Genomic DNA, 13037 nt, shown 5'->3' on the forward strand with positions numbered 1-13037 from the left:
ATGACGAGATGAGCGCTAACGCAAGTATTGTGGGGGTGTTGGGTCGTTAATTTAGGTCGGTGGCTGAAATTACCCCTTGACCGGAAACAGAACATGAAAGCTAGGAGAAATTGATATGGATATTGATATGCAGTCTATGCAAAAAAACAACGAAGAGCTGCAACGTCTGGCTAAAGAGCACCTGTTGATGCACTTTACGCCGCGTAAGTACTACCATGAAAAAGCATTAACCGTGATGGATAAAGGTGAAGGCTGCTGGATATGGGATACAAACGGTAAGAAATTTTTTGATGCGTTAGGCGGGTTGTTCTGCGTGCAAGTTGGTTACAGCCATGGCGAAGAGATTGGTGAAGCCGTTAAACGTCAGATGAGTGAATTGCCTTACTTTACTAACTGGAGCGTTGCGCATGAGCCTTCCATCCGTCTGGCATCAAAAATTGCTTCTCTCGCTCCCGGTGATCTAAATCGCGTGTTCTTTACTTCCAGCGGTTCGGAATCGAATGAAGCGGCTATCAAACTCGTACGCCAGTATCATCAGGCGAAGGGTGAACCTTCAAGAAGAAAGTTTATCGCCCGACGTGTGGCATATCATGGCACCAGCTACGGCGCTCTGTCTCTGAATGGTATGACTGACCTGCGCAAAGACTTCGAACCTTTGATGTCCGGGGTTCGCCATGTGTCTAATACCAACCGCTATCGTCGTCCTGAAGGTGAAACTGAAGCTCAATTTACGGCATTTCTTTTAGAAGAAATCGAGTCTCTAATTATTCAGGAAGGTCCGAGTACGGTAGCGGGCATTTTTATTGAACCGCTACAAAACGCGGGCGGCAGCTTCACTCCTCCTGCGGGATACACCAAGGGATTACGTGAGATCTGTGACAAATATGGTGTGTTGCTTATTGCTGATGAAGTCATCTGTGGCTTCGGTCGCCTGGGTGAGTGGTTTGGTTCTAGTCGTTACGGTTTAGAACCAGATGTGATTACTTTTGCAAAAGGCGTCGCTTCTGGTCATATCCCTCTAGGGGGCGTGATTACTTCAAATAAAGTGATGACACCGATCCTTGAGAACGGCGCACAGATGTTCCTGCATGGGCTAACTTATGGTGGCCACCCTGTTGCTTGTGCCGCCGCGCTTGCGAATATAGAAATACTTGAGCGAGAAAATATCGTTGGCAACGTTAAGGAAAACTGCGAGTACTTTAAAGAGTCACTGCAGACCTTACGCAATATCGAGCTGGTTGGCGATGTACGTGGTGATGGCTACCACTACTCAGTGGAACTCGTGACTAACCAGCAGAAGTGCAGTTGGGAAGGTTCATTGACGGTAGCTGACTTTGTCGCCGAATATCTGGAGCCTGCGTTGTACGATAAAGGTCTGCTGTTCCGCGTTGCGATCGACCAGCGTGGAACGCCATTAATCCAAATGTCGCCACCATTGATCATGAAGCGCGAAGAGATCGATTGGTTGGTATCGGAGCTCAACCAAGTTCTTTCACAATTAGCGAAATTGGTCGCAGTGTAGATAGTATTGCTAATAACAAGCGCGCCTCTTTTTGATGGTGCGCTTTTTGGTTTTTGGACTCTAAGACTTATGACTGAGTGCATACAAACGGCACTCTGCGATACAACTCAAAATCCCAATTTCACGCTCTTTGGTTTTTAAGCAAACCAGCGAGACGGTTTGAGGTTCGGGCTCCGGATGGAGAGTATCGATATCAACGAACGTAACGTGTGGCTGGTATCTCTCTTTTAACCGTTCAGGAACGATGGAGTAGCCAACGCCGGATTGTATCATGTTCATCAGCGTGAAAATGTCTTCTATCTGCATGCCGATGACAGGCTTAAGGTTGTCTCTTTCAAAGCACTTGATGCAATGCTCGTAGGTTGCGAAGCCCGGAGATAGGGTGATGAGCTTTTCATTGGCTAATTCTTCCAGCGCTATTTTCGGCTTTTTTGCAAGCGGAGAGGCATTGGAGAGCGCAATCACCATATTATCTTGATAGATCGGCATGATCGTATACGTGCTACTGACTCCGGGATGAGGCAGTGCAATCAGCGCGACGTCTATTTCCATTTTGTCTAGTTTCTGTAATAGCGCTTGGTTCGAGCCTTGAGTAATTGAAACTTGCAGCTCAGGTCGTCGCTTCTGCAGCCCTGAAACGACAGTCGGAACAAGGTCGTAAGTCAAAGAGTACAAGCTACCCAGTGCCAGCTTATCGGACTGAATCCCCAACTGGTCTTTGGCTTCTTTGATGGCGGAATCCAGCTCGGCCAATAATTTTGCTGAATACGCGTAAAAAGTTTCCGCGCTTTTCAGCGGACGGAGAGAACGGCCTTGAGTTTCGAACAGTGGGCATTCCAGCGCTTCTTCCAGCGAATGCAAAGCTTTATGCACACTAACGACACTGATATCTAATTTCTGTGCAGCATCTTTCATACTACTATTTTTCATAAACTCATGAAAAATAGTGATTTTCTTTAAAGTGACACCGTCGTTAATCATGTTTATTCGAATCCGTTTCAATAATATAGCAACATTATCATTGTTAACTTTGGGTTAATAGTGTGACTAGTCAGTTAATTGAATGTGATCTCATTCGCGAGTAGTTTGAAGGTATGGAGCATTTCAGAGCGTTGTCACTGACATGAGTTCAAGGAAAGCAATGCCATGGAATAGCAGGTTATTTTTAAATCGTAAAAATAACAGCGTGATTGAAATATATCGTGAGGCACTTTTATGACCGAAAAAAAGAAGTGGGATATTAAGCGCACCTTAAAGAAGGAGCGAATTAATTCAGTTAACTCAGTAACGGAAGGTAAAGTGATTCCAACTTCAAATATTGTTGAAGTGATGGAAAAGATAATCCGACCGGGTGATCGAGTTATTCTCGAAGGTAATAACCAAAAGCAGGCTGACTTCTTAGCCCGTAGTCTGGAAAAAGTGAACCCAGATGTTGTCAATAATCTCCATATGATTATGCCGAGCGTGAGCTTGCCAGAGCATATGAATATTTTTGAAACGGGAATAGCCAAAAAGCTCGATTTCGCCTACGCCGGCAAACAAAGTGTGCGTATTTCTCAGATGCTCGCGGATGGGATACTCGAAGTCGGTGCCGTGCATACCTATATTGAGCTCTATTCGCGTCTCTATTGTGATTTGATTCCGAATGTGGCACTCGTTGCAGGTTATACCGCAGACAAAAAAGGCAACTTATATACCGGCGCATCAACGGAAGACACGCCTGCGCTGGTGGAAGCGCCCGCTTTTAAAGATGGTATCGTCATCGCTCAGGTAAACAAGATTGTGGACAGTGTTGATGATCTGCCCCGTGTCGATATTCCCGGAGATTGGATCGACTTTGTCGTCGAAGCTGATAAAGATTTCTTTATCGAACCTCTATTCACTCGCGATCCGCGCCTGATTAAAGATACGCATATTTTGATGGCGATGATGGCGATTAAAGGGATTTATGCCAAACATAAAGTCCAAACGTTAAACCACGGTATTGGTTTCAACACTGCAGCTATCGAATTGCTATTGCCTACCTACGGCGAAAAGCTGGGGCTGAAAGGCAAAATTTGTAAGCACTGGACATTGAACCCTCACCCGACACTTATTCCGGCAATAGAATCTGGCTGGGTTGAGAGTGTGCACTCGTTTGGTGGCGAATTGGGTATGGAAGAATACGCTCGTCATCGACCAGATGTGTTCTTCACAGGGTCAGATGGCTCTATGCGTTCGAACCGAACCATGTGTCAGATGGCTGGCCAGTTTGCAGCAGATATGTTTATTGGTGCAACGCTGCAAATGGATGCGGAGGGCAACTCCTCAACCGTGACTCATGGTCGTCTGTCAGGCTTCGGTGGCGCGCCAAATATGGGACACGATCCCCGCGGACGTCGACACGCCAGTGATGCATGGCTGGATCTCATTACCGATCACGACAAAGACATCCTCAAAGGTAAAAAGCTTGTGGTGCAAATGGTCGAGACATTCCAAAGCGGTGAAAAACCAACCTTTGTCGATAAGCTTGATGCCGTTGACGTTGGTCAGCACAGCAATATGCCCATTGCCCCTGTCATGATTTATGGCGATGACGTTACTCACGTATTGACCGAAGAAGGTATTGCTTACTTATACATGGCTAAAGATCTGGAAGAGCGTAAACAGATGATCGCAGCGGTTGCTGGTGTTACCCATTTGGGGCAAACCGTAACTAAAAGTCAGATTGACAAACTTCGAGCCGAAGGCAAGGTCGCCACACCTCAGGATCTGGGGATTAAACGCTCTGAAGCAACCCGGGATTTATTGGCCGCGAAAAACATGAATGAACTTGTCCAGTGGTCTGAGGGCCTATACGAGCCGCCAGCGAAATTCCGTAGCTGGTAGGTTCCCTGGTCTATAACGAGATCCGGAGCAGGTAAATAGGAAGAGGATTATTCAATGTTGCACATCGCTCAGCAAATCCGCCCAAATTGGCAGGAGTATGCACCGCTTTCCCCATTGGCGGATCAGATTGGTTTATTGGCTCGCGATGCACTTATCGCAGAAGTGATGCTATCGCCAAAACCTGGCTTAGTTGACCAGTGGAATACGGGATCACACCGCGACCTGACTGTCGACTTGATGGTGCGCTCGGCCAACTGTCTGGCTCCTTATTTTGCGCAAATGGCGGCTGAAGGGCAAAGACATCAATCTCGTCAGTCGTTGGATTCTTTAATCCCTTTAAGAGAGCAAATCGGCCACATTGGCCGGGAAGCCGAGTCCCAAATGATGAAAGTGACAGATGGTGTGAATACGCATCGTGGTGCGATTTGGGCGCTTGGTTTGCTTGCTACATCCGCTGGGATGCTGGGCGAAAACGCGACTTCAAATGATCTGTGTACTGTCGCTGGACGCATTGCTTGTTTGCCGGATCAATTCGTCAAACAGACGTGGAGTAAAGGACTTAAGGCGACTCGCCAATATCAAGTCAATGGCGCTCGGGAGCAAGCTCAGAATGGGTTTCCTGCTATCGTCGATATCGCGCTTCCTGCTCTCCTCTCTAGCAGACAGAAGGATCACTCTGAATCTCATGCTCAGTTGAATTCGCTAGTGGCACTAATGGCAAATCTGACCGATACGTGCGTGTTATCCCGAGCAGGTATGGCGGGGTTAACGCTCATGCAACAAGGCGCGAGTGACATCATTCAGGCCGGAGGTGCTGCAACGGAAGTCGGTTTCAGCAAGCTTATCGAACTAAACAAAAGCATGGTTGCTATCAATGCTTCACCGGGAGGCGCAGCAGATCTGTTAGCGGCGACACTCTTTGTCGATGCAGTCGCAAATCGTAGCATCATTTTGGTTGATCAATGATTCATTTCATTGATGTATAAAGGAGATTATTGGCAATGGAACAACTGCAATTTACTTATCCTGGCCAGCACTCAATTTCGAAAAACGTGCGGGTGGGGAATGTGGGGTCTGGCGACTTAGAAGTTTTGCTACAACCAAACTCAAACTCACAAATTGACGTGAATATTTCAACCTCAATTAACCATCGCCATGAAGTATGGCTGGTGATCTTATCTCGTGCGTTTGAAGAGGTAGGTGAAGCAATGAGTGTCACCATCAATGATTTTGGTGCGACACCAGGAGTGATTAACCTCAGATTGGCACAAGCGTTAGAACAGTTAGAGGAACAGCAGAGTCTTGCTGCTGGAGAGATCACGCCTTTTGGTCGCTCATTCGTGGAAATGTCGGTCCGTCAGCGCTGTCAGTTCCTGTTTGATGAAGGCTCCGCTCAGGAGCTACTCGGTTGTGAAGCTCAGCTCACTTCACCATGGTTACCTAAGCAAGGCATCGTCGCTCAAAGTGATGATGGCGGTATTGTTATGATCGGAAAGATCGATGGTCAGCGCGCCGTTGTGCTTGGTATTGAAGGTGGTTTCCAGGGCGGTGCTATCGGTGAAGTTTCTGGCGCAAAAATGGCTGCAGCGCTCGATCTGGCTCTGCAAGACAATCAACGCGGAATTAACACGCAAGTTATCTTAGTGCTGGAAACTGGTGGCGTTCGATTACAGGAAGCTAACCTTGGACTTGCTGCCATTGCGGACATTCACTCTGCCATTATTTCACTCAACGAGTATGTCCCAGTGGTCGGTATTGTTGCCGGAGCCGTTGGCTGTTTTGGCGGCATGTCGATAGCCGCAGGTCTTTGCAGCAAGCTTATTGTCACCCGTGAAGCGAGATTAGGCCTGAATGGCCCTGCTGTTATTGAACAAGAAGCGGGCATTGCAGAATACGATTCGTCTGACCGACCTTTTATCTGGGGAATCACGGGCGGAGAGCAGAGATATCGTAGCAAGCTGGTGGACCATTTAGTCGAAGATGACGCAGGTTCGATCAAATCTCAGCTTGTTGACGCTCTTCAGTCAGGTAAGCCAGAAACCACCAGAAGTGAGCAAGTTGAGCATTATTTATCGATTTTGAATCAGGTGGATACCTCTGTTCAGGCAACGCCTACGCAGGTATGTTTAGATTTAGCAGGAGGAAAGGCTGATGAGTAAACGAGGTGATATTTGGATGAAGTCGCTGGCTTCTGATGGTCAGGTTGTTGCTGGATTTACGCCATCAGTACAAGTTGTTGACGATCAATTTAATGGTCTTCCGGTTCGTTATATTAATGTGACTCAAGATAGCAACAATGCTTTCCCGCGAGCGAGAAATGGTGAAGTCGGGTTGCTGGAAGGGTGGAACATCGCGAAGGCGGTGAATGAGGTCGTCGAACGCGATAAAGACAGCCACTCAAAGTCTATTATCGTGGCGATTATCGATGTTCCTTCACAAGCGTATGGTCGTCGTGAGGAAGCTTATGGTATTCATTTATCTTTGGCGGCAGCGGCTAATGCGTATGCTCAGGCGCGTAACGCTGGCCATCCTGTTTTAGGCTTGATTGTTGGCAAAGCGATGTCAGGAGGATTTCTTGCACATGGTTATCAGGCTTCTCGACTGATTGCACTGGATGATGAGCAGTGCAGCGTGCACGCGATGGGTAAAGCCTCTGCGGCGAAAGTGACACTACGAACAATAGATCAGTTAGAGTCACTGGCAGCCGAGCATCCGCCGATGGCGTACGACATCAACAATTACAATACACTGGGACTACTTTGGGAAATGGTCACCGTGGAGAATGCCGACCAGCCTACCAATCAGGATATTGACCGAATCCGCTCTCTCTTTTCTGCTGCATTGGAAGACATCAATATCAAAGGGAATGAATGGTCACATCGTTTGCAAGGCGAAAATCGACGTGCGACACGTGATATTCGCGAGCAGATGCAAAAAGAATGGATTTATTAGGACTTATGGATAAGAAATTGAATTCAATCGTAAAGCTTAACGCCACCGAACTGTCTGAACAGATTCACAATGGGTCATTAAGCTGCGTTGAGGTAATGAACGCATATTTATCTCACATTAAACATATTAATCCGAAGGTTAATGCTATTGTTGGGATGCGTGATGAAGCGTCTCTGCTGCAGGAAGCAAAAGAGAAAGATGAATTGTTAGCGCAGGGCATCGACCAAGGCTTTCTGCATGGATTCCCCATGTCGGTCAAAGATCTCGCGCCAGTAAAAGGGATGCGAACTTCAATGGGGTCGCCAATATTTGCAGACTGGGTTCCGGAACATGATCAGATACATGTAGAGCGAATGAGAGAGGCAGGAGCAATCTTCATTGGTAAAACCAATGTCTCTGAATTTGGTCTGGGGTCACAAAGTTATAATCCGGTTTACGGCACAACCAAGTCGGCGTATGACACCTCGAAAACTGCAGGCGGCAGTTCTGGCGGCGCGGCTGCTGCGGTAGCGGCTAAGTTAGTGCCGGTCGCTTGTGGTTCCGACATGATGGGTTCGTTAAGAAATCCTCCTGCTTACAACAATGTGTACGGTTTCAGACCTTCGCAGGGGCGAATTCCTTTTGGTCCCGCAGGCGAAGTCTACTATTCGCAGCTTGGTATTGAGGGGACTATCGGGCGCAACGTTAAAGACATCGCGATGTTATTGTCTATTCAGGCTGGCTATGATGCCCGGGCTCCGTTATCTATTAAAGAAACCGGAGAGCAGTTTAGGCAGGATCTGGCGGCCGATTTTAAAGGCGTGAAAGTTGGCTGGCTGGGTAACTTCAGCAACCGAATAGAAATGGAAGATGGCGTTTTGGATCTTTGTGAAGAATCGCTGGAGGTGTTCGAAAAACTAGGATGCCAGGTTGAAGCGGTTGACGTTGATTTTGATCTGAATGAACTGTGGCAAAGTTGGCTGCATTTGCGCAACTTTAATGTCGCTGGTTTGCTCGCGCCTTTTTACCATGACCCGGTTCAACGTGAGTTGCTGAAGAAAGAAGCGGTTTGGGAAATTGAAAGCGGCCTGAAATTATCTGCGATGGATGTGTATCAGGCATCGGTGATTCGCTCCAAATGGTATGCCTACGTATCGTCTCTCTATGAGCAGTATGATTACCTGCTGCTGCCAAGTGCTCAGGTCTTTCCTTTTGATTCGAATTGTCACTGGCCGCAAAGCATTAATGGCAAACAAATGGATACCTATCACCGCTGGATGGAGATCAGCATCATGGGGACATTGGCGGGTTTACCTGTCATGAATGTACCGGTTGGATTTAGCGATAGTGACTTGCCGATGGGGTTACAGATCATGGGACCGTATCAGCAAGACCTTTCAGTGCTGAAATTGGCCTACGCGTATCAGAATAAAACGCAGTGGCATGAAGTAGAACCTTCGATTCTGTTGTCCAAAAGTGAACTGGCTATTGCTGACTGAAATAGCCTAAAAGCTTCACTTTCTGCAACTGGATAACAAGGAGTCTGTTTATGTCCTATAACGCTCATGATTTACTGTGGGTCGATGAAATAACCCTGGAAGGGAATGATTCTCCAAGCTGGTACGCACGCCACAATAATTCACTGCCTGTTGTTGTCCGTCGGGCTAACCGTCACACCCTAATTCCTGTTGGTGTGAGAGGCAGAACCCGCAGCGAGCGTTTGGCTGCGTGGGTATGTAAATCATCGGTCGTGAGATCTGTGACGCCCAGACAACTTGCTCAGTCCAAGCATTCTCGGGCCTATTGGCAGTCGAGTGATTTAGTGTCATTTCAAACTCTTACGGATGTCGCCACGATATGTCAGACGCACGGTATTGAGTGGGGTGTGACAGGAAGCCTGGGCTATGAACTTGCGACGGGAATGGAATGTGCTCATCAGGACAGTGATATCGACATTACCGTTTACTTGCCGGAGCCGTTACCAATTAGAGTGTTAGAGTCCCTAAACCATCAATTAGATGATTTACCTTGTAGGGTCGATACGCAGATAGATACGCCATCAGGCGCTGTAGCGCTAAGAGAATGGGTCTCGCGTCGTGGGCAGTCTAAAGTATTGATAAAAACGGACACCGGTCCACAACTTACCGGTAATCCTTGGGCATGCAGCCCTTAATTTAATCCTCTTATCGCCCAGCTAAGTCTGTTTGGCTGGGCTTTCACTCGTAACAGAGAAAACATGATTATGAGTATTCTAATGACATTTCCCGGGCAGGGAACACAACGTCCAAACATGATATCTCAGTTACCTAGTCACTCCGAAGTAGAGTCTGCTTTGCAGCAGATTGAGGCGATATTGGGTTACTCTCCTACTAAATTCGATGATCTTGATGAGACTAGTTCTAACAGAGATGTTCAGTTAGCACTTACTATTGCTGGATATGTGCAGTATCGCTACCTCAAAGCGCATGGTGTGAAGCCTAACTATATGATGGGGCTGTCAATTGGTGGTTTTACGGCGGCGATTTGTAGCGGCATTTTAGATTTAGAGCAAGGGCTCAATATTGTCGCTCTCAGAGGCGAACTGATGGCTCAGGCTTATCCACACGGCTATGGCATGGCAGCGATAATTGGCCTGCCACTAAATCAGGTTAACGAACTGGTATTACATGCGAGAGAGCAGGGATACAGTGTTTACGTTGCTAACATCAATTCAGAGAATAAAACCATTGTCTCGGGCAAGATAGATGCTCTGGAATATGTATGCCAACAAGCGATAAAAGTACAGGCTCACAGTGCGCGACGACTCAATGTTTCGGTACCTTCTCATTGCGATTTACTCGCCTCTCAGGCAAACGTTTTGTATGAAGCTATGCAAAAGGTGACCTTTAACCGACCTAAGTGTGTCTATGTCAGTGCGAATCGTGCTCGGGTGATGAATGATGTTGATAGTATACGCCATGACTTAGCATTCAATATGAGTCAAACCGTTAACTTGTGGGACACCTTGTCTATGATGGGGCAGCGTGGTGTGAAATTAGCGATGGAATGTTCTCCGGGTGCGGTTCTCACGTCACTTTGCCAATCATCAATGAACCAGACTCAATGCATTAGCTTAGACAGTACCAATTTGGACAATACTCTGGAATGGGTAAAACGGGCGAGTTAACTCACGGTCCCTTTTAAGTAGGGTCGGTAAATTTAGTTAAAAAAGCCAGAGGGTCCACACTCTGGCTAAATACAGGAAGAAATAAAGCCCAACTATTCGTTGCCAGGCACTCCATAATTGGGTGCATTGTCTGGGGCATCGGCTCGTAAAATGTAGTCTTCAATCTGGGGCTTATATATTTTCCAGGCTTCTTTAAGTGCCTGAATGGGAGATTCGTTCCAATCAACTCTCAAATCAACTTCCGGCCAAGAGTGATCGATACATACCATTAGGCCGGCAGATTTAAGCTCTCCTAATTCTCCCCCTTGCTCAACGCCTGCACTTAGGGCGTGGATAAGTCGAGAGCCCAAATCCATGTCAGCACTGGACTCAAACGCGTCAATCATAGCTTGAGGCACTTGCTCATTTGCCAGCAAATTGCCCATGGCGATGCAGTCATTTCCTTGGCTGGTACTAAAAATACCAAGCGCTTGTTTCCCGCTGAAGGTTGCCCCGTTTCCGGACGCATCCAACACTCCAAGCTGACGGTACTCAATATGATCATCGGCAAGTTTGAGTTGTTCGAGGGCTTGTGACGCAGTCGCTCCCTCGCTAAGTAGCAACAGGCCTAGCGGGCCCAAAGCCGGATTGGTGACATTTTGCGTTAATGTTACACCGGTCTTGGCTTTTACAAAAGCGCAGCGGCTTGCCACGCTGATGCTCGATGAGGAAATAGCACAGCCAAACGTTCCAGTTTTGGCGCAGTAACCTGCTATTGAAATGGTCATAAACTCTCCTGTGCCATTATTCTGGAATGACGGCAATAACATCAATTTCCATTAGCCACTCAGGTTGCGCTAATCCAGCAACCACAAGTCCGGTAGAAATTGGGTAAACGCCTTTCAACCATTTACCGACTTCGCGATAAACAGGTTCACGGAATCGAGGGTCGGTAATGTAGGTGGTGGTTTTCACGATGTGGGTCAGGTCTGAACCACATTCTTTTAGGAGCTGTTCCACGTTATGCATTGCTTGTCGTGCTTGTGCTTCTGGGTCGCCAAGTCCGACGAGCTTACCTTCGAAATCAGTACCTACTTGGCCACGAACATAAATGGTATTGCCAGCAATGACCGCTTGGCATAAATCGTTATCAAGCGATTGATTTGGGTATGTCTCTTTGGTGTTGAACATGCGAATACGAGTATGTGTTGGCATAGATAAATTCCTTTTTATTTCTGGTACTTATTAGACTTAATTTTATTTAACGAGTTGATTTACAATGCGTAATCTTCGTAATTACGTTGGGTGTCGATATGACCGGCAATGTATTTTGCATCATGCCAAACACCCCAGATAAAGCTTGAACCTCTGCGAGATAGCCAAGGCAGACCAAGGAAATATACGCCTCGAACCGGAGAAATACCTCGCTGATGAACTGGGTAACCCCGTTCGTCTAGTACCTCACATTTGAGCCAGCTGTAATCGACGTTGAAGCCCGTCGCCCAGATGATGTTGGTAATGCCGTTTTGCTTTAAATTGAGCGACACAACGGGGTTTGTCATGCATTCAGGATTGGTTAAACGAGTTCGTGCCTCTGGTTCTTGTGGAAAGTCCAGACCGTTTCGCTCGATGTAGGCATCCGCTTCGTCCAACAACGACAGGTAGTTTTCGTCACCTTGAGCGATGTTTTGATTTAAGTCACCAGCAAAGGTGAGTACGCCATAGTCGAACGATTCGGTTCTGCCTAACAGGGTGATACCGTCGTGGGCTAGCTCGCGGAAATCAACCGTCTTACCACCTTCAGCGCCACTCACTGCAATGGTTACGTGCTCCAGACCTGGTTCCATGGCTGCTTGATCCCACTTACCAAGTACGCCAAGCCACCATACAAAGTCCTTTCCTCTGTACGCACGCGGTGGGCGATCGTGAGGGCCAACAGAAAGGAATACGTCTTTCCCTGCCTGTCGTAACTCTTTGGCGATTTGAACGCCAGAGGAGCCCGCACCAACAACCAGTACGGCACCGTCATTTAGTTGCTCTGGGTTTCGGTACTGAGAAGAGTGTATCTGTTCTACTTCTTCATTCGGCACAATAGCTGGGATAGATGGCAACTGAAATGCGCCTGTAGCAGAGACGACTCGCTGGGCAATGATGTTGCCTTGAGATGTCTCGACCAAGAAGCCTGGTGAGCTTTTCAGCGGGGTTACTTGGGTGACTGTAACTCCTGTGTGTACTGGTGCCGAAAATTTTTCCGCGTACTTTTCAAAGTAAGCTGCAATCGCGTCTTTGTTAACAAAGCTGTCTTTGTCGGCATCACTAAACTCAAGGCCTGGAAATCGGTCATGCCAGGCTGGACCATTTGCAACCAAAGAGTCCCAACGCTGTGTTCTCCAGCGTTCAGCAATTCTGTCTCGCTCAAGAACTAAATGGGAAATATCGAGCGCACTCAAATGTTCACTCATTGCAATGCCAGCCTGACCGGCACCGATGACTACCGTATCTACGTTTGCATTTTCAAATATCACTATTCAATCCTTTTAATGACTAGGCTTTCTCCATGGGGAAATAGTA

General features: G+C 47.4%; 12 protein-coding genes. 8 read left to right on the plus strand and 4 right to left on the minus strand.

Going from position 1 to position 13037, the window contains the following annotated elements:
• Window positions 1–115 precede the first annotated feature (115 nt).
• The gene (locus tag ACWYU8_RS10980) at window positions 116–1522 is read left to right on the plus strand and encodes an aspartate aminotransferase family protein (protein WP_457519610.1); all 1407 of its coding nucleotides are present in this window, start codon (window positions 116–118) and stop codon (window positions 1520–1522) included.
• 60 nt (window positions 1523–1582) lie between these two features.
• Here the strand turns inward: ACWYU8_RS10980 and ACWYU8_RS10985 are convergent, their stop codons facing one another.
• Complete coding sequence (locus tag ACWYU8_RS10985; RefSeq protein ID WP_457519611.1) at window positions 1583–2503, minus strand: LysR substrate-binding domain-containing protein; 921 nt, start codon at window positions 2501–2503, stop codon at window positions 1583–1585.
• 234 nt (window positions 2504–2737) lie between these two features.
• Between ACWYU8_RS10985 and mdcA the strand changes: the two genes are divergently transcribed.
• From mdcA to ACWYU8_RS11020, 7 genes are all read left to right on the plus strand, one after another.
• A complete protein-coding gene (gene mdcA, locus ACWYU8_RS10990; protein ID WP_457519612.1) occupies window positions 2738–4390 on the plus strand; it encodes a malonate decarboxylase subunit alpha in 1653 nt (550 codons plus the stop codon).
• 54 nt (window positions 4391–4444) lie between these two features.
• Window positions 4445–5356 carry a triphosphoribosyl-dephospho-CoA synthase gene (locus tag ACWYU8_RS10995; RefSeq protein WP_457519613.1) on the plus strand — a complete coding sequence of 304 codons (912 nt, stop codon included), beginning with the start codon at window positions 4445–4447 and terminating at the stop codon, window positions 5354–5356.
• Between the two features lie 35 nt (window positions 5357–5391).
• On the plus strand, window positions 5392–6549 hold the full coding sequence (locus ACWYU8_RS11000; RefSeq protein ID WP_457519614.1) for a biotin-independent malonate decarboxylase subunit beta: 1158 nt from the start codon (window positions 5392–5394) through the stop codon (window positions 6547–6549).
• Window positions 6542–7342 carry a biotin-independent malonate decarboxylase subunit gamma gene (mdcE, locus tag ACWYU8_RS11005; RefSeq protein WP_457519615.1) on the plus strand — a complete coding sequence of 267 codons (801 nt, stop codon included), beginning with the start codon at window positions 6542–6544 and terminating at the stop codon, window positions 7340–7342. The genes ACWYU8_RS11000 and mdcE overlap by 8 nt, the downstream gene beginning before the upstream one ends.
• 5 nt (window positions 7343–7347) lie before the next feature.
• Entirely contained in the window at window positions 7348–8820 is a 1473-nt protein-coding gene (locus ACWYU8_RS11010; protein ID WP_457519616.1) for an amidase, read from the plus strand.
• A 50-nt stretch (window positions 8821–8870) separates the two neighbouring features.
• Entirely contained in the window at window positions 8871–9494 is a 624-nt protein-coding gene (locus tag ACWYU8_RS11015) for a malonate decarboxylase holo-ACP synthase (protein WP_457519617.1), read from the plus strand.
• Between the two features lie 63 nt (window positions 9495–9557).
• Window positions 9558–10487: a malonate decarboxylase subunit epsilon gene (locus tag ACWYU8_RS11020; protein ID WP_457519618.1), complete on the plus strand. Its 930-nt coding sequence runs from the start codon at window positions 9558–9560 to the stop codon at window positions 10485–10487.
• Between the two features lie 92 nt (window positions 10488–10579).
• Here ACWYU8_RS11020 and ACWYU8_RS11025 read toward each other — a convergent pair whose 3' ends face one another.
• Genes ACWYU8_RS11025 through ACWYU8_RS11035 form a run of 3 tightly spaced genes read right to left on the minus strand, consistent with a single transcriptional unit; the run spans window position 10580 to window position 12991 of the window.
• A complete protein-coding gene (locus ACWYU8_RS11025; RefSeq protein ID WP_457519619.1) occupies window positions 10580–11254 on the minus strand; it encodes a DUF1028 domain-containing protein in 675 nt (224 codons plus the stop codon).
• Between the two features lie 16 nt (window positions 11255–11270).
• Window positions 11271–11681 (minus strand): RidA family protein, encoded by a 411-nt coding sequence (locus ACWYU8_RS11030; protein WP_444492265.1) that lies wholly within the window; start codon window positions 11679–11681, stop codon window positions 11271–11273.
• Window positions 11682–11740: 59 nt separating this feature from the next.
• Entirely contained in the window at window positions 11741–12991 is a 1251-nt protein-coding gene (locus tag ACWYU8_RS11035) for a flavin-containing monooxygenase (protein ID WP_457519620.1), read from the minus strand.
• Between the last annotated feature and the right edge of the window lie 46 nt (window positions 12992–13037).

The sequence above is a fragment of the Vibrio limimangrovi genome (assembly GCF_054064025.1).

Bases quoted from the DNA above. Each gene is read 5' to 3' on its own strand.
- ACWYU8_RS11015 (WP_457519617.1), top strand. From the start codon at position 8,871: ATGTCCTATAACGCTCATGATTTACTGTGGGTCGATGAAATAACCCTG.
- ACWYU8_RS11000 (WP_457519614.1), top strand. From the start codon at position 5,392: ATGGAACAACTGCAATTTACTTATCCTGGCCAGCACTCAATTTCGAAA.
- ACWYU8_RS11025 (WP_457519619.1), bottom strand. From the start codon at position 11,254: ATGACCATTTCAATAGCAGGTTACTGCGCCAAAACTGGAACGTTTGGC.
- ACWYU8_RS11020 (WP_457519618.1), top strand. From the start codon at position 9,558: ATGATTATGAGTATTCTAATGACATTTCCCGGGCAGGGAACACAACGT.
- ACWYU8_RS11010 (WP_457519616.1), top strand. From the start codon at position 7,348: ATGGATAAGAAATTGAATTCAATCGTAAAGCTTAACGCCACCGAACTG.
- mdcE (WP_457519615.1), top strand. From the start codon at position 6,542: ATGAGTAAACGAGGTGATATTTGGATGAAGTCGCTGGCTTCTGATGGT.
- mdcA (WP_457519612.1), top strand. From the start codon at position 2,738: ATGACCGAAAAAAAGAAGTGGGATATTAAGCGCACCTTAAAGAAGGAG.
- ACWYU8_RS10980 (WP_457519610.1), top strand. From the start codon at position 116: ATGGATATTGATATGCAGTCTATGCAAAAAAACAACGAAGAGCTGCAA.
- ACWYU8_RS10995 (WP_457519613.1), top strand. From the start codon at position 4,445: ATGTTGCACATCGCTCAGCAAATCCGCCCAAATTGGCAGGAGTATGCA.
- ACWYU8_RS11030 (WP_444492265.1), bottom strand. From the start codon at position 11,681: ATGCCAACACATACTCGTATTCGCATGTTCAACACCAAAGAGACATAC.
- ACWYU8_RS10985 (WP_457519611.1), bottom strand. From the start codon at position 2,503: ATGATTAACGACGGTGTCACTTTAAAGAAAATCACTATTTTTCATGAG.